This is a genomic window from Acaryochloris marina MBIC11017 (assembly GCF_000018105.1).
In the GTDB taxonomy this organism is placed as follows: Bacteria; Cyanobacteriota; Cyanobacteriia; order Thermosynechococcales; family Thermosynechococcaceae; genus Acaryochloris; species Acaryochloris marina.
In genome coordinates this window covers 165,627-181,960 of record NC_009926.1, presented here as the reverse complement: position 1 = coordinate 181,960, position 16,334 = coordinate 165,627, and the positions used below count along the sequence as shown (strand labels likewise).

12 protein-coding genes and 4 pseudogenes are annotated in these 16,334 nt (G+C 47.4%); 15 read left to right on the top strand and 1 reads right to left on the bottom strand.

All coding sequences use genetic code 11. The features are described 5' to 3' along the window. Positions 1-820 precede the first annotated feature (820 nt). From AM1_RS43425 to AM1_RS42450, 12 genes and pseudogenes are all read left to right on the top strand, one after another. Complete coding sequence (locus AM1_RS43425; protein WP_148215999.1) at positions 821-1,330, top strand: RNA-guided endonuclease InsQ/TnpB family protein; 510 nt, start codon at positions 821-823, stop codon at positions 1,328-1,330. A 125-nt stretch (positions 1,331-1,455) separates the two neighbouring features. After that, the gene (locus tag AM1_RS29650) at positions 1,456-2,463 is read left to right on the top strand and encodes a helix-turn-helix transcriptional regulator (RefSeq protein WP_012166699.1); all 1,008 of its coding nucleotides are present in this window, start codon (positions 1,456-1,458) and stop codon (positions 2,461-2,463) included. Positions 2,464-2,607: 144 nt separating this feature from the next. After that, positions 2,608-5,175 carry a TonB-dependent siderophore receptor gene (locus AM1_RS29645; protein WP_012166698.1) on the top strand — a complete coding sequence of 856 codons (2,568 nt, stop codon included), beginning with the start codon at positions 2,608-2,610 and terminating at the stop codon, positions 5,173-5,175. Between the two features lie 60 nt (positions 5,176-5,235). Then, a complete protein-coding gene (locus AM1_RS29640) occupies positions 5,236-5,700 on the top strand; it encodes an ABC transporter substrate-binding protein (RefSeq protein ID WP_238549334.1) in 465 nt (154 codons plus the stop codon). A 104-nt stretch (positions 5,701-5,804) separates the two neighbouring features. Then, positions 5,805-6,173 carry a transposase gene (locus AM1_RS29635; protein ID WP_012166696.1) on the top strand — a complete coding sequence of 123 codons (369 nt, stop codon included), beginning with the start codon at positions 5,805-5,807 and terminating at the stop codon, positions 6,171-6,173. A 226-nt stretch (positions 6,174-6,399) separates the two neighbouring features. Beyond that, a pseudogene (locus AM1_RS29630) lies at positions 6,400-7,754 on the top strand (IS110 family transposase). A gap of 62 nt (positions 7,755-7,816) precedes the next feature. Continuing rightward, a complete protein-coding gene (locus tag AM1_RS29625; protein ID WP_187152974.1) occupies positions 7,817-8,674 on the top strand; it encodes an IS3 family transposase in 858 nt (285 codons plus the stop codon). Beyond that, positions 8,675-9,037 carry a transposase family protein gene (locus AM1_RS29620; RefSeq protein ID WP_012166693.1) on the top strand — a complete coding sequence of 121 codons (363 nt, stop codon included), beginning with the start codon at positions 8,675-8,677 and terminating at the stop codon, positions 9,035-9,037. 57 nt (positions 9,038-9,094) lie between these two features. After that, a pseudogene (locus AM1_RS29615) lies at positions 9,095-9,692 on the top strand (FecCD family ABC transporter permease); the annotation flags it as partial. A 2-nt stretch (positions 9,693-9,694) separates the two neighbouring features. Further along, positions 9,695-10,368 (top strand): annotated as a pseudogene (locus AM1_RS29610) (ABC transporter ATP-binding protein); the annotation flags it as partial. A gap of 142 nt (positions 10,369-10,510) precedes the next feature. Further along, positions 10,511-10,645, top strand: a complete 135-nt coding sequence (locus tag AM1_RS44075; protein WP_012166692.1) for a hypothetical protein — start codon at positions 10,511-10,513, stop codon at positions 10,643-10,645. Beyond that, the gene (locus AM1_RS42450; RefSeq protein WP_012166691.1) at positions 10,638-10,793 is read left to right on the top strand and encodes a hypothetical protein; all 156 of its coding nucleotides are present in this window, start codon (positions 10,638-10,640) and stop codon (positions 10,791-10,793) included. Before AM1_RS44075 ends, AM1_RS42450 begins: the two co-directional genes overlap by 8 nt. Here the strand turns inward: AM1_RS42450 and AM1_RS40130 are convergent. Beyond that, positions 10,775-11,619 (bottom strand): IS1-like element ISAcma3 family transposase gene (locus AM1_RS40130; protein ID WP_148215646.1). Its coding sequence is split into 2 segments (ribosomal slippage): positions 10,775-11,260 and positions 11,263-11,619, totalling 843 coding nucleotides; the frame shifts between segments, so codons are not numbered across the junction. The two genes, AM1_RS42450 and AM1_RS40130, sit on opposite strands and share 19 nt — an antisense overlap. A 43-nt stretch (positions 11,620-11,662) precedes the next feature. Between AM1_RS40130 and AM1_RS29595 the strand changes: the two are divergent. The 3 genes and pseudogenes from AM1_RS29595 to AM1_RS29585 all read left to right on the top strand — a co-directional run. Then, positions 11,663-12,427: pseudogene (locus AM1_RS29595) on the top strand (ABC transporter substrate-binding protein); the annotation flags it as partial. 271 nt (positions 12,428-12,698) lie between these two features. Further along, positions 12,699-15,266, top strand: coding sequence for a TonB-dependent siderophore receptor (locus tag AM1_RS29590; protein WP_012166689.1), 2,568 nt, complete (start codon positions 12,699-12,701; stop codon positions 15,264-15,266). Then, a complete protein-coding gene (locus AM1_RS29585) occupies positions 15,266-16,309 on the top strand; it encodes an ABC transporter substrate-binding protein (RefSeq protein ID WP_012166688.1) in 1,044 nt (347 codons plus the stop codon). The genes AM1_RS29590 and AM1_RS29585 overlap by 1 nt, the downstream gene beginning before the upstream one ends. The last annotated feature ends 25 nt before the right edge of the window (positions 16,310-16,334 follow it).

The window sequence follows — 16,334 nt, the reverse complement described above, 5'->3', positions numbered from 1 at the left end:
TGCAGTTAGAAATATTGGAAGCTTGAAGCTTTCTCTCCGGGGATCCACATTCGGAGTAAGCCCAAAACCTTTATTGGACACGGGAAAGTGCAGTATTAAAGCTCACTGGGAGAGGGGAAAACTTAGGTGACTCCTCTACAATCACAAAGTTCATCTACACTTAATCTGTAAATTATCTATTTTGTGATTGTTGGATGAGTATCACGAATTTACTATTCCTAGGTGAAACATATCTGGTTGGTTAGCAAATGTAAAAAGTCAGTCGTGATGAGTTGTCAAGAGTATCCAAAAGAAATTTTCTCCTTTAACTTCTAAGGAGAGTCATAATAAATTCCATGGTACGAGTTCTCTGATTTTTTATCGGGATAATTTACGCTGAAAGATTAGTCGATAGATTTGCAACTGTCAGTCATTCGTAGTCACTGCCTTAGCTGTGCCACTCTTTCCTTATTCGTCCTAAAAACTTTGCACCGCAAACAATATACACGTGGATATTGATATCCAATACACACCGACATTTCATCGTGGTTACAAAGCCAGAATGTGTTGATAAATCTTTCTATTGTCTCTCAACCTTTTCCTTAGTGATACTTTTTTAGTTAACTAATAGTACTCATTTGGTAAATAGTTTTTTGACGAAAAGCAGCACGTATTCGACCTACTAATTTACGGGCTACTGCTACGATTGCTTTCTTCTTTCCAGTTTTAGGATAAAGCCTCTCAAAAGATTCCCTTAACTCTTTATCCTTTTTAATTGCGGTCCACGCAGATTCACACAAGACCCTTCTCACTCACCTATTTCCTTGTCTTGTAATAAGGGATCAATCAGACCAAACTGGCCAATCGCCACCTTTCTCGTAAGCAGAAAGGTTCCAAGGGTCGTGAACAAGCTAGAAAGCACTATGCTCGTATCCATGAAGCCATCAAGAACAAGCGGACAGACTGGTTTTGGAAGCTGGCTCATCAGCTCACAGACCAGTATGACCACCTGTTTTTTGAGACCTTGAATTTGAAGGGAATGCAGCGACTATGGGGTCGTAAAGTTAACGATCTGGCCTTCCGTGAATTCCTGCAAATTCTAGAGTTCGTTGCCTTCAAAAAGGGCAAGACCTTGGGCTATGTGGATCAGTGGTATCCGTCGAGCAAGACGTGTAACCACTGCAAGTATGTGCTGGAGTCGTTGCCCTTGGACGTTAGGCGCTGGCGCTGTCCCAGTTGTCAGACGGTCAATGACCGTGATGGCAACGCAGCCAACAACATCAAAGAGGCAGGATCTCTGTCTCTGGCAGTCGGCGATGTTAGACCGTCTCAGACGGCTATGGCTGCTTGAGTCCCGAATCCCACCTGCTTCAGCGGTGGGAGTGGATCAACATTCCTTGTAAATCACTTTAGAGGTCTGCTAAGTTTAAAAATTGATGAGAATTATTCTTACTTACAAGTAGGGCATTAACTAATATGGCGCTTACCCTTACCCAAGCTGATTTGACGGACCTGATGGAGCAAGCAGAGAATAAGGGCGAGACAATTTACCAACTGCTTGAGTATGGGGTGCAAAGCAACTTGCCGATACAGTTTGGGCAGGCAGGCGAACGAGTCATGCAACTTCGCCAGGGGCTCGAAATTGCTGTTCTTCACGGTCGGTTAAATCAGCCTTTGAGGGTCATTCGCCAACATGAGACAACATTTCCGCTAGTCGCTAAATTCTACCTATCGGGAACCTCACGAGTACAGACGCTAGATGCAACGGACATCGATTGTGACTATCAAGAACTGGCAGGACATCACTACCTTTATCACCTCCCAAACCACACTGAAATTGAAGAGTGGTTTGCCAGTCAGGCTCTAAAAGTAGTCATAATCTCCATTGATCCTGACTACTTCAATGGACTGGATCACGGACATTCAGCTCTTCCAAAACCAATACAGTCTTTACTGGCAGGTGATAGAACTCATCGGTTTCATCAGCCCCTTGGACGCATTACTGACTCAATCCAGCAACAGATTCAGAAAATCTTTCATTGTCCCTATACAGGGCTAATGCAGCAACTTTATCTAGAAAGCAAAGTACTTGAGCTGCTAACCCTCCAATTATCAACTTGGCAGTATAACTCACGTCAGACCACCAACCTGGATATCGATGAAATAGAACAACTCCACTGGGCCAAAGAGACTTTAGTACAGCAAGCCCAGCAGCCGCCCTCCCTCACAGAATTTGCGCAACAAGTAGGTCTTAGCGAACACAGGCTCAATCAGGGTTTTCGACATCTGTTTGGCACCACTGTTTTTGGCTATTTAAAGCAGTATCGTCTGCAGCAAGCCCAAGCTCTTCTCCACAATCCCAATCTGAGCATTGCTAAGGTCGCTGCTACAGTTGGTTATCGGAATCCTGAGGCTTTTAGTACTGCTTTCAGACAGCAGTTTGCGATTAGCCCTAAAGCTTATCAACTGGGTCGGCGACCTTAGCAATGCCCAGTTTGTCAGTTTCACAAAGAAAAAAAAGTCTTTTTTACAAAGGTTTTTATCTCGCTTTACCGATACGATGCACTCACTCGGCTAATAGAAATTATTTTTATTAGCAACAGTTTGCTCTAGCAATTTAGGTGAGGCATGGTTACACGGTTATTTGGTAAATCTTTGCTGCTGTGGGTATTTACCCTAGCGAATATACTTACAGCACCATCCGTTTGGGCCGTAGATAAATCTGAAAATTCCACAGAGGTTGCAGAAGCTAGTAATCACGAGCGTGAGCAACCTACCACGAGCGTCACTGAATGGCTAGCTCAGATAGAAGAAGCAATAATTCAGATTACAAAAGTACAGGTGAATCCAACAGCTCAAGGGCTTTCAATCATCTTAGAGACTGGACGGGATGAATTGAGTGTTCCCACAACTACAGCTCAGGAGAATCGATTAACAGCAGTGATTCCCAATGCAGTGTTAGCCCTACCAGATGGCCCAGAATATCGGCAACTGAATCCTGCTACGGGTATTGCAGAAGTCAGCGTGACCTCTTTAACAGCGGATCAGGTGACAGTTGAAATTGTGGGGACGGACGCACCCCCAACGGTCTCGATTCAGAATGAGGACACAGGATTGGTGTTGGTTGTGGATGCTGCAGCACAAGCAATCTCAGAGGATGAAGAGATTGATGTGACGGTGACAGCAGAGAAATTCCTGGAGGGTTATGTTGTCCCTGATGCAAGTACTGCGACACGAACCGACACCCCAATTCTGGATACACCCGCTTCCATTCAGGTAATTCCGAAACAGGTCTTAGAAGAACAACAGGTGATTCGCCTTGAAGATGCCCTCAGTAACCTCAGTGGGGTTACCTATGGTGGTAACTTCGCTGGATTAGATGTTAACTTCAATATTCGAGGCTTTGATAACGTTCCTATCCTTCGCGATGGCTTTCGACAGTTTGGTTTTGGGAATGATGGTATTCCAGAGACCGCCAATCTAGAGCGGATAGAAGTTCTGCGGGGACCTGCTTCAATTCTCTATGGTGAAATACAACCAGGTGGAGTCATTAACTTAGTAACCGAGAAGCCATTAGCGGACCCGACCTATGAAGCACAACTCCAGATTGGAAACCGAGGGTTGATTAGTCCTCAAATCGATCTGACTGGCCCCTTGACCTCCGATAACCGCCTTTTATATCGCCTCAATGTCCTATATCGCAATGAAGAGAGTTTTAGAGACTACGAACAAAATATAGAGCGTATTTTTGTAGCGCCGACCCTCAGTTGGAAAATTAGCGATCAGACCGATCTAACGGTTCAACTAGAATATTCGGATTACAGTGGGCCATTTGAAGTGGGTTTGCCTGTGATCGGCAATAGGGTAGCTGATGTACCTGCTAGTCGTGTTGCGGGTGAGCTGGAGGACTTCTCCGATATTGAATTTCTTCGGGTAGGATACGACCTAGAACATCGCTTTAACGACCGCTGGAAGGTCCAAAACACCTTCCGTTTTACTCGCCGAGACATCTTAAATACAGGCGCTATTCCTCTCTTCTTTTTTGATGAAGCTAATGGGATTCTTGGCCGAGGGTTAAGTCGTCAAGTCAGGAATCCACAAGACTTCTCGTTGCAGACCAGCGTAATTGGCAAATTTGCCACGGGTCCCGTTGACCACACTCTATTATTTGGTGTCGATCTCAACCGGAGCGAAGAAAGAGATACTGCCCAATTCAGTGATTTTGCAGATTTCCAGCCTTTGAATATTTTCGCCCCTGTCTATGGCACCTTTAATGGCGTCAATCCTGGAGAGTTACCTGTTTTTCGAGATGAACAGTTGGACCGAGATCGGCTTGGGATCTATCTTCAGGATCAAATTGATCTGCTTGATAATCTGATTCTTGTTGCTGGATTAAGATACGAAACGGTCAAAGAAACCGTTACCTCTTTCCCGAATGCCTTTGATCCCAATACCACAGAGACAATCCGAAATGATGATGCTTGGATTCCTCGATTCGGCCTGGTCTATCAGCCAATTCCCAACTTATCCCTCTATGGCAGCTATTCTCAATCCTTTACGCCCAATTTTGGTACGACAAGTGCTGGAGACCCACTGGCCCCAGAGCGGGGAGAGGGCTTTGAGGTTGGTATTAAAACCGAATTATGGGATGGTAACTTCCTGGCTACTCTAGGATACTTTGACGTGACGCGCCAGAATGTGGCGACCTCTGATCCTAATGACCCGTTTGCTTTGATTGCTACGGGGGAACAAAACAGTCAAGGGATTGAGTTAGATATCGTCGGTAAGATTCTACCCGGATGGAATATTTTGGCATCCTATGCTTACACTGATGCCAAAGTGACGGCAGATAATGATATTCCCGTGGGTAATCGTGTGTTCAATACACCTGAGCATAGTGCCAGTTTATGGACAACCTATACCCTACAGTCCGGTACCTTAGAGGGTTTAGGCTTTGGACTGGGCTTTAATTTTGTGGGAGATCGTGCTGGAGATCTAGCGAATACATTTGATGTCGAGAGTTATTTCCTTACCAACGCGGCTATTTTTTATCGGCGTGATAACTGGCGAGTAAACCTTAGTATTCGCAATCTCTTTGACGTTGATTACATCGCTGCCACTCAAAATAGTCGAGAGAGTCTCAATGAACCTGGTGCTCCTTTCACCATCGTGGGCTCAGTTGCGATTCAATTTTAGCGTTCTGTCTAAAGAAGGAGAATGATTTATCATCGGATACTGGTTTTTGCCATATCGGTCATGGTAGTTGCCTGTCAAAAAGACTTGGATGTTCGGACTCCGTCAACCCCTTCGCAGCAAGAGGACTGTCGTATGATTGAGCATCAACAAGGCGCAACCCAAATCTGTGGTCAACCTCAACACATCGCAGTGCTGGGACCGTTTGTTCTGGAACCTTTGCTTGCTTTGGACATCCAGCCGTTTGCCTACGCTGATCACGTGGCGTGGCATCAAGACGCCTATAATAACCCCAGTCAAGATATTCCCTATCTCGGTGAGTTTGTCACCCAGCCCCTAACGAATTTAGGTTTAGCGTCCCAGCCAGCCATTGAAACGCTCCTAAAGACCAAGCCTGATTTAATCATAGGGACTGACTTCAACAATGCCGATCAGTATCAAATGCTGTCTAAAGTTGCCCCAACCTTACTACTTGTGAATTCCGGAAACACTCGGCTCTTGCAAGCTTTTGGTGATGCAGAATTTTGACCTCTTCAAATCAAAAGCAGCTAATGAAATCTGAAAATTGTTGCTGACCTTTACTCGAAAAAGTGGACATTCTCGCAGAGTCGATACCCTAGGAGAATGTTTACATGACACAAAGACCCCGTCGAACCTTTACTACTGAACAGAAGGCTGAGGCCGTCAAAATTGTTCAACAGTCTGGTAAATCTGTTAATCAAGTGGCGAGAGAACTGGACTTAACCCCGAGTGCCTTACGCAAATGGATCAAACAAGCCCAAATCGACCAACACCCTATCCCCGGTGGCCCCTTGACATCTGCTGAGCGTCAAGAACTCAACCAATTACGTCGAGACCTCAAACGCGTTCAAATGGAACGAGATTTCCTAAAAAACCATCTCCACGCTTCAGCCTGCCCCAATAGACTAGAAACACAAAAAGATCTGACTGGCGACGAGGATGGGACTCCCATTCTCGTTGAGCTACAACTCCTTCTGTGAAAAGCTTTTAGACTCATTTTGGAGGTATGTTTTCCACTGGTTTGGACTATACACTGTCAAGTACCCGGATAGTGGCCGTCTGCTTTTTGGAGGTAGCACCCCGTCAAAAAACCGGGCCCAGGGAAAGCTGCGGACTCAATATTGGTGGCGTTTCATACGACCCCGTTTAGGAAAGTGATTTAACCCGAGTTCCCATCCGGGTTATCCACTTGTTAGAGGACTATCCATGTCAGATAAATCTGAACGAACGGGCTTGCCTGTAGTGCAACCATTTGCAGCGGGGATTGATATTGGGTCACGGTTTCATGTTGTTGCAGTACCACCTGAAATAGCTGATGAATCCGTTCAAACCTTCGAGTCATTTACCTCCGATTTACATCGTCTTGCTGACTGGTTGATTCAATTCAACATTAAAACAGTGGCGATGGAGTCCACTGGCGTTTACTGGGTGCCAGTGTTTGAGATCCTTGAGGACCGAGGGTTAGACGTGATACTGGTCAATGCACGAGAGGCTCGTAATGTCCCAGGACGCAAGACAGATGTTAATGATGCTCAGTGGCTACAGCGGTTACACGCTTGCGGTCTACTGCGGGCAAGTTTTCGGCCCGGTCGAGATATTGCTGCCCTTCGAGCCTATCTACGGATACGTGAGCGGCACTTAGATTATGCGGCCGCTCATATTCAGCATATGCAAAAAGCCCTGACCTTGATGAATATGCAGCTTCAGAATGTCGTTAGTGACATCACGGGTGCGACAGGGATGAAGATTATTCGGGCTATTGTTGCTGGCGAGCGTGACCCGGTCAAGTTGGCCCAGATGCGGGACGTGCGTTGCCGAGCAAGTCAGGAGACGATTGAGGCGTCGCTGCGTGGTAATAACCAACCAGAGCATATCTTTGCCCTCACTCAAGCCCTTACCCTGTATGACTTCTATCAAGCCCGAGTCCAGGAATGCGATATTGAAATTGAGCGCTCATTAGCAAAACTGAATCAAGACAAGCCAGAGCCTACTTCGCCAATACCGAAGATCCGTTCTAAAACGCGCCAACCTAATGCCATCAATTTTGATGTTCGAGCGTCACTCTATCAACTAGTGGGAAGGGATCTCACTCAAATTCATGGGATTGGCCCTTATCTACACTACGCTTAATTTCGGAGTGTGGGGTTGACCTCAGTCGGTGGCCGACAGCTAAACATTTCACCTCATGGCTAAGACTGTCACCCGGAAGCAAAAAATCAGGTGGCAAATTGCTCTCTGCTTACTCCGGTAAGACAACCAACCGAGTAACGACACATTTGCGACGAGCTGCAGTGGCTGTTGGGCGAACTAATACGGCTCTGGGCGCTTTCTATCGCCGCCTAGCTGCGCGAATTGGAAAGGCGAAAGCCGTGACGGCCACAGCACGCAAACTCGCTGTGCTCTTTTACAATGCAGTCCGCTATGGCATGGACTATGTAGATCCTGGTGCAGATCAATACGAGCAAAAATACCGCCAGCGGGTTCTTAAAAACCTCCATCGTAAAGCAGCCGAATTCGGATTTAAGCTTGAATCCATTGGTACAGGGGATTGTGTTTCTTAGGAAGCAGCAACCTTCTTTGCTCAGGGACGCTCAGACCCTATGAGTTAATGGAGTCAGAGAAGGTGAACGTCACCATTACCTTGATGTGTAAAGTCCTCAAGTTATCGAGAAGTGGCTACTATGCCTGGATGAAGCGCCAGCCCTCCCCTAGACATCAGGAGAATGCAATCTTGTCAGAGCGGATTCAACAGATTCATGATGAGAGTCGTCAAACCTACGGCTCACCGAGAATTCATGCATCTCTGATTGCCCGAGGATTTCGAGCCAGTCGCCAACGGGTAGTCCGGCTCATGGCACAGCTGGGGATTTGTGCCCAAGCGAAACGTCCATTCAAAGTCACCACTGATTCTGAGCATGATGGGCCGATTGCCCCGAATATCCTAGACAGGACGTTTACGACTGAGGAGCCTGACCAAGCTTGGGTTGCAGATATCACCTATATCCGAACCCATGAGGGATGGTTATACTTGGCCGTGATTATTGACTTGTTCTCTCGACGGGTGGTGGGTTGGTCCATGGCTGAGCATATGCGCACACCATTAGTTCTCAATGCCCTAAAGGCTGCTTTAGGACAACGGATACCAGCACAGACTGGATTAATCTTTCATTCTGACCGAGGCAGTCAATATGCCAGTGGAGACTATCAACAGGCTCTATTGAAGAGGGGAATCACTTGTAGTATGAGTCGTCGAGCCAATTGCTGGGATAATGCGGTTGCTGAAAGCTTTTTTGGGACCCTCAAAACTGAGTTAATTTATCCCACAACGTTCGCTAACCGAGCGATGGCTAAGACGGTCATTGCAGAATGGATTGAGGTGTTCTACAACCGACAACGACTGCATTCAACCATTGGATATTGCACCCCTGTCCAATTTGAAGAAAATTACTGGAGGACACTAAATCAAACACTTGCAGCTTAAATGAACTGTCCACTTTTTCGAGTAAAGGTCAGGTATCAGTTCCCAGAAGGGAGTGAGCTTTGGCAAGATACTGGGTTCCAAGGATTTGCCCCAAGCGGAGTGAGCATCAAACAACCGAAGAAGAAACCTCGCAACGCAGAATTGACAAACATACAAAAAGAGGAGAATCGACAAATTTCACAGGTTCGAGTGGAGGTAGAACACCAAATCGGGGGGATTAAGCGTTGTCAGATAGTGGTTCAGAGATTTAGAAATTGGGTTGACCACTATGTTGATGATGCCATGGAAACAGCTTGTGGGCTCCATAATTTCCGGTTGACTCACCGTCGTGGGAAACCTACCGGGCAATTTGGAACTGCCTAATCACAAATGTGAGAGAAAAAAGCGCTTCTGTGAGGTGTCTACGCTATTTCCGATAAGGTCTATCGTTTAGGCCATACTGCCAACGGGATTGCGGTGGAACGTTTAGTGTTAGGTGGGGTTGCGGTTAGCTCTAGGTGCAGTACAAACCACCCTACTATTGTTGTCCGATGACGGTCGGATTCAAGCCGCCCTCAATTGGCTGATTGGTAGTTTGAATGGACGAGGGTGGACAGAAGTGGTCAATGCTGGTCCCTATATTGGCGGTGCGCTGATTGCAGGCTGTTTGCTGTCCCGCAATATCAATATCCTCAATTTGGGAGATGAACTAGCGGTAGGTTTGGGGGTATCGTTGACGCGATCGCGTCTCTTAATCGGTGGGATAGCCACTCTATTAGCCGCTAGTGCCGTTAGTATGGCGGGTTTAATTGGCTTTGTCGGTTTAGTCGTCCCCCATGGTGTCCGCCTTTTAGTCGGCACGGACTATTGCTGGGTCGTTCCTTTGTCTGCTCTTGGTGGAGCCTGGGTGTTGATTTTGGCCGATCTGCTGGCTCGACTTGGGTCCGTTGAACTACCGGTAGGTGCAGTTACTGCTCTCTTAGGTTCTCCTCTGTTTATCTGGCTGCTGTATCGTCGTATGTCTCCGTTAGGGGTATGACTATGCTCCTAGACCTGCAAAAAATTAGCGGTGGGTATGACCAAACCAGCGTTGTTAAAGACGTTGCTTTTACCCTGCAGGAGGGGGAGTGGCTGAGTTTATTGGGGGCGAATGGCTCCGGGAAATCGACTTTATTAAAGCTGATCAGCCGCATGTTGCCCCTGCAAGCAGGCACAATTCTTCTGGATGGCAAAGCCATTCAACAGCAATCCACTCAGGCCGTTGCTCAACAGATGGCCGTCTTGCCCCAGCACCAAACTCTCCCAGCGGGGCTAACCGTTCACCAACTGGTCTGCTTAGGGCGGCCCCCCTATCAATCCTGGTGGCAATGGTCGTTAACACCCACGGATCATGAGCATATTAAGCGAGCCTTGGCTCAAACTGGGATGTTGTCATTTCGCAACCGTCCGCTGGAAAACTTGTCAGGTGGCGAACGCCAGCGAGCTTTTTTAGCCTTGGCTTTAGCTCAAAATCCCAAGGTCTTGCTGCTAGATGAGCCCACAACTTTTTTAGATTTACACCATCAGCTCGAATTGCTAGAGCTTCTGAAATCCCTCAATCAAGACCGAGGACTGACAATTCTGACTGTTCTCCATGATGTCAATCTCGCGATTCGCTATAGTGCCCACTGAAACAAGGACAGCTCTTTGATTTGGGTCCTCCTCAAAAAGTGATACTGGTGGCGAAATATTTGTTAATGTCTAAAATACTTATTCCGCCGTTGATGTAATTACAACACTACAATTTTCCTTCATAGCTGATAACGCTATATCGGTGCTTTAAACAAATTAAGCAATATTTCGCCACCAGTATCAAAAGTGCTGACGCCCCATAATCTGGCTCAAGTTTTTGGCATCACCGCTGCCCTCATGGATAGCCCCGTGGGCTTACAAATTTGTGCCATCCGCGCAGCCGATATACCTGTTCCTTCAACCGTTCCTTCCCATGACTAACCGTTCTCGGCTGCTCCTAGCCGCACTACTGCTCAGTAGCCAACTGTTTGCCTGTTCTAGCCCACCCCCCTCTGCCAATAGCGAAAAGCCTGTGACGGCAGATGCCACAACCAACGAATCGATTGTGCATCAACAAAGTGTGGGATAGGAAGCTAAGTCTTGCCATCTCCAAGGACGCTCCGTCAATCCAGCTCGTTGGGCAGCCGTGTTCTTGAATCGAGAGTGGCACCAAATCCAGTTGAAATAGCTCAGCACCAATCTTAAAGTCATCGCACTCTGTTGCCAGACTTTGCCAAATTTATTCTGTCGTCGATGCCAACGCCCGGTCTGCTGACGCACGATGCCATTGGTCCGCTCTAAGCGTTGGGTCAGGGCTTTACTCACTTCATGGACGACCTCATCGGGTAATTGTCGTGCGTACCCTTCCCAACCATCCGTTTGCCAATGATGACAGGCGGTTTTGCCCTCAGTATTTTCAATCAATTCTTGAGCTAGCTCGTCGGTATGTCTGCCAATACGGCCACTGAGCACGAGACCACTCTCTTTCGCAAGACTCAATGCTATCCAGCAGTCGCCTACCCTCAACTCCTTCGGCTCACAGTGCTTTTGCTTTTTTTGACAAAGGACCACAACTCATCTGCATTAATGACGTCGGTCGCAACGGCCTGAACTTCCCCATTGTGAATCATTTGGGATTTATGACTCGCTGAACGAACCACACTCACACAAGTGTTATACGCTACACCCGTGATGCGAGAGAGTCCTCGTAGACTACTCCCTTCAACATGAGCTTGAAGGATGGTCTGGATCGTTTCAGGAGAGATCTGACGGCGATAACACAGGGTGTCAAAGGTCTCACTAAAGGTCTGTTGACAGTGGGGGCAACGGTAACGTTGACTGCCTTTGCTGGTCTTGCCATGTTTGTGGGTTTTAGGATGACCACATAGAGGACATTGCATGAGGAAATAAAACAACTCGACTCCCTATCGGTTTAACAAACCCACACTTCTTTGATGCACGACCAACGAATCGGTCAAGGTCGTAGCCTTGACCTCCCTCACAGCCGATATTATTCATCACCTGGATGACACCAAGCTGGTGGGAATTCCAGGTAGTCGATTAATTGGAACCGACCAGCGATTTCAAGATCTCCCCCAAGTCAGTCAAGGACGAACCGCCCCTGATTTAGAAAAAATTGTTGCCCTGAAGCCGACGCTGGTGATTGGTGCTAAAGGTTTTCATGATCAGCCCCTCTGCAAAGTGAAGGATTTGGGCATTGCTACATTGACGACGGAAGTCAAGGGCTGGCAGGATTTAATCGTGTTAACGGAAGAGATTGCGGACAAAATCGGAGCCGATCCCGCCCCCTTATTGGCCCGCTATCAACAATGCCTGAGTAAATTACCTGCTGAATCAGCCTCAACCCTGGTGCTGGTCAGCCGACAACCGATCTTAGCCCCCAATAAAAATAGTTGGGCTGGAGATTTACTTCAACAATTTAAGGCCAAAAATCTAGCGGCGGAATTGCAAGGCCAAAGCCCAGTAGAAGGCTATGTCACCCTCTCGGCGGAAAAGGTGTTAGAGGCGAATCCCGATATTGTCCTGGTGGTGGACCCGGAGCAAGATCCCGTAGCGGCTTTTGAGTCTGAACCGTTTTGGAGCAAGCTGAAGGCGACGCAGAATAAGCGGGTTAATGCCTTTGATTATTACGGCCTTGTCAATCCTGGCAGCATTAGCAAGATTGAAGCTGCCTGCACCCAACTGCAAGAGGTTTTGCAGTGAGCATTGATTTAGAAGTGTAGTGAAATCGCAACTCTAATCCCTCAAGTAGCCATCCGTGTTGATAGAGATGGCCTGCTTTGTCGTGCAAGTGTTACCTGTTTTTGGCCATTTCTGAACAAAGCCAACGGCTCGGATCTAAAAAATCCATTTCACAAAGGAAAAAGTACTTATCGCAAAGATTTTGAGAGGACTTTTCCCCTATACTAACCAGCTAGCTTTGTGTGCGAAGCAATGATGTCTATGCGGTGTATGAAGATTGATTCAGAAGACGATGATTCTTGAACTACCAGGTAGGATAATACTTGGTCTCCCTTCCGTGATTGCCACCTTGGGCCTTTTAGCTCCGCTTCCCGTTCGGGCTGAACAGGCTGCAGGAGGACGTGAGACTCCAGATATCGATCTCGCAAAACTCTCTACGCCCCCTTCTTCCCAACCCGCGACCAGCGTCAAGGAATGGCAGGCCCAGATTGAGGCATCCATCGTTGAGATTACGGCTGTGCGAGTAGACCCCAGTCCTGAGGGTCTCAATATTATTTTGGAATCTAAGACAGGACAGCTTAGTATTCCCACCACCACCACCGAGGGAAATCGTCTGAGTGCTGTGATTCCCAATGCTGTATTAGCTTTGCCAGAAGACCCCAGCTTTGAGCAAGCCAACCCAACGCCTGAGATTACGCAAATTAGCGTCACGAACCTGGCCGATGATCAGGTGCAAGTCGTGATCACAGGAGCCAATTCAGCTCCCACAGCGACGGTTAGCAATGCAGACTCAGGACTCACCTTTTCTATTGCCTCAGAATCGGCACCCGATACCTTGGCAGAAGATGAAGATGTGGAAATTACCGTGACGGCTAATCCTGAAGAAGGTTATGCTCCACCTAATGCCAGCATAGGGACACGGACCGATTCGCCCATTCGAGATGTTCCCCAATCTATTCAAGTCATTCCCAAGCAGATCATTGAAGATCAGCAGGCAATTGGCCTCGAAGAGATAGTGGAGAATGTGGGTGGCGTCACCTTTTTAGGGAATAACGATGGTCGCGGACTGAATTTTTCCATTCGTGGCTTTGATAACGTTCCTGTCTTGCAAAATGGATTTCGGCTGTTTGGTGATGATTCTGTTGAACCTGAAATTGCGAACTTAGAGCGAGTAGAAGTTCTAAAAGGGCCTGCCTCAGTTTTGTTTGGGCAGTCAGAACCCGGTGGACTGATTAATTTGGTCCGCAAGCAACCCTTATCGGAACCTTTCTATAAGCTACAAATTCAAGGCGGTAACCGAGGGTTTATCAGTCCCAGTGTCGATCTATCCGGTCCCTTGGATAAAGAAGGCAATTTGCTGTACCGCCTCAACGCCCTTTATCGCCGCGAAGATAGTTTTCGGGACTATACAACTAGTTTTGATCGTTTTTTCGTAGGACCTTCTTTGACATGGAACATCAGTGATCAAACGGATGTGACCTTTAGCCTGGAATACATCAAGGAGGATAATCCTGCTGACTTTGGGACCCTGGCTTTTGGCGATGGCATTGCTAATATCCCACCCTCACGGGTCACCAATAACCCTGAAGATACGATAGATAAAACCTACTTGAAAGTGGGTTATGACCTAGAACACCGCTTTAATGACAAGTGGAAACTTCGCAATGAGTTTAGCTATATCTATGACAAAAATGATTACGGTATACTCGCTTTGCCCTTTGCCCTAGATGAACCGACAGGAACATTGACGCGGGTTTTTGCGGCTCAGTTTAATGAGAACAACTTTTTCAATCTGAATACCAGTCTTCAGGGCGAGTTTGAGACAGGCTCGATTAGGCACAATATCGTCGCCGGAATTGATCTATCTCGTGCAGACAACAATGGGGCAACGAGATTTTCTCCCACCCCTGAATTTTTCAGTTTTCTGGATATTTTTAACCCCGTATACGACCCCAAACCTGCGTTTGATACAGTGCCGATTGCCTTTGGTAATGACAATTCGGTCAATCGGTTGGGGGTTTATCTGCAAGATCAAATCTACCTGCTGGATAATCTAATCTTAGTAGGGGGTATTCGCTACGATATCGTCGACCGCTCTAATATCAGTATTGTGACGGGGGTCGAAGACACCCAAGTGGACGAAGCGTTTAGCCCTCGGGTTGGCCTGGTCTTTCAGCCGACGGATTATCTTGCACTCTATGCCAACTATTCCAAATCCTTTAACCCCACCTTTGAAACGGATGATTTGGGAGAACTTTTGGATGCCGAGCGGGGAGAAGGGTTTGAAGTTGGAATTAAGGCGGAGTTGATCAAAGACCGTTTATCAGCCACCCTTGCCTTTTTTGATATTACTAAATCAAACGTCGCCACCGCCGATCCGGTTGTCCCTTTTGCTGTCATCACTACAGGGGAGCAAAATAGCCGGGGGATTGATTTTGATATCTCAGGTGAAATTTTGCCGGGCTGGAATGTGATTGCCTCCTATGCTTATATTGATGCCAAAATCACCCAAGACAATACCTTCCCCATCGGCAATGACTTGATCGGTGTCCCTGAACATAGTGCTAGTCTCTGGACGACTTACGAAATCCAAGCCGGGGATGTCCAGGGACTAGGATTTGGGGTGGGCTTTAATTTTGTGGGTGATCGGGCTGGTGATCTGGAGGACAGCTTTAGGGTCGATAGCTATTTCCTCACGAATGCTGCTATCTTCTATCGGCGAGATGGCTGGAAATTTGCTGTCAACATTGACAACCTATTCGACGTCAACTTTATCCGTTCTGTGAATGGGGGGAGAGCCAGAGGTATCTACCCAGGGGAGCCGTTCACTATTCGAGGATCTATCTCTGTTGAGTTGTAATGGCTACCGTTATCAAGTCTCTATTTATTGGGCTACTAGTTGGTGCTCTAACGCTGGCTTGTGGCACAACGGGTAACCAGCCCGATCAAACCACTCCAACCAGCGGTTGTGAACGCATTCAGCATGATGGAGGTGAAACTGAGATTTGCGGGCAACCCCAAACCATTGTTGCCATTGGCCCCAGCATTTTGGAGTTGCTGTTGGCTTTGGATATGCAGCCTGTTGGCTATGCGGATTACTATGCCCTACCTTTCGACAATTTTGATCAACCCCAATCTCAAATTCCTTACCTGGGAGAACGGCTAACAGGCCAGGTCAAAAAAGTGGGCACTTGGAATAGTCCTTCCCTGGAAGCCATTTTAAAACTCAAGCCAGACCTGATTGTCGGAAGTACTCTAGCGAATCAGGGGCAGTACTCACTTTTATCTCAAGCTGCTCCGACACTGCTGTTTTCCTATGGGGTTAACGAGGAATGGCAGGTCCAGCTTCGTTTTCTGGCTAAGGTATTAAACCGTTCTGAGAAGGCGGAGCAGGTGATTGCTGCTCACAACCAATTGGTAACTGAGGTCCGTCAAACATTACGGCCTGCTGTCCAGACATACCCGCAAGTCTTATTGTTGGCATCTGAGCAACTGGACCAGGAGCTGGCGATTGAGAATCGCGACAGTCGCTGTGGTGGACTTCTCGAAAATCTGGGGTTTAAGGTACTAGCGCCTAAAAATATCGGTACAGGGACACGAGGGGTTAACAATATTTCCCCTGAGGTATTGCCAGAGCTGAAATCTGACTGGATCTTTTTTCTAGCTTGGAATACCGATTTTAGCGATGCGGGGCCTGATCTAGAAAAGCAGCAGATCTCAGCCGTTCGGCAGCAGTGGCAGGAGAATGCGATCGCACAATCGTTACCCGCCAGCCAATCGAACCAAGTGTACTTTCACAGTGCCTATGTCTGTCGCGCTCTGCCGGGTCCCATTGGCACCGAGCTGTTACTCAAACAATTGCAAGCTGATTTACTGCCTGCAGTGAATTCTCCCACTCAATAAGCCCCAGCCCTTTTAGGAAAGCTAG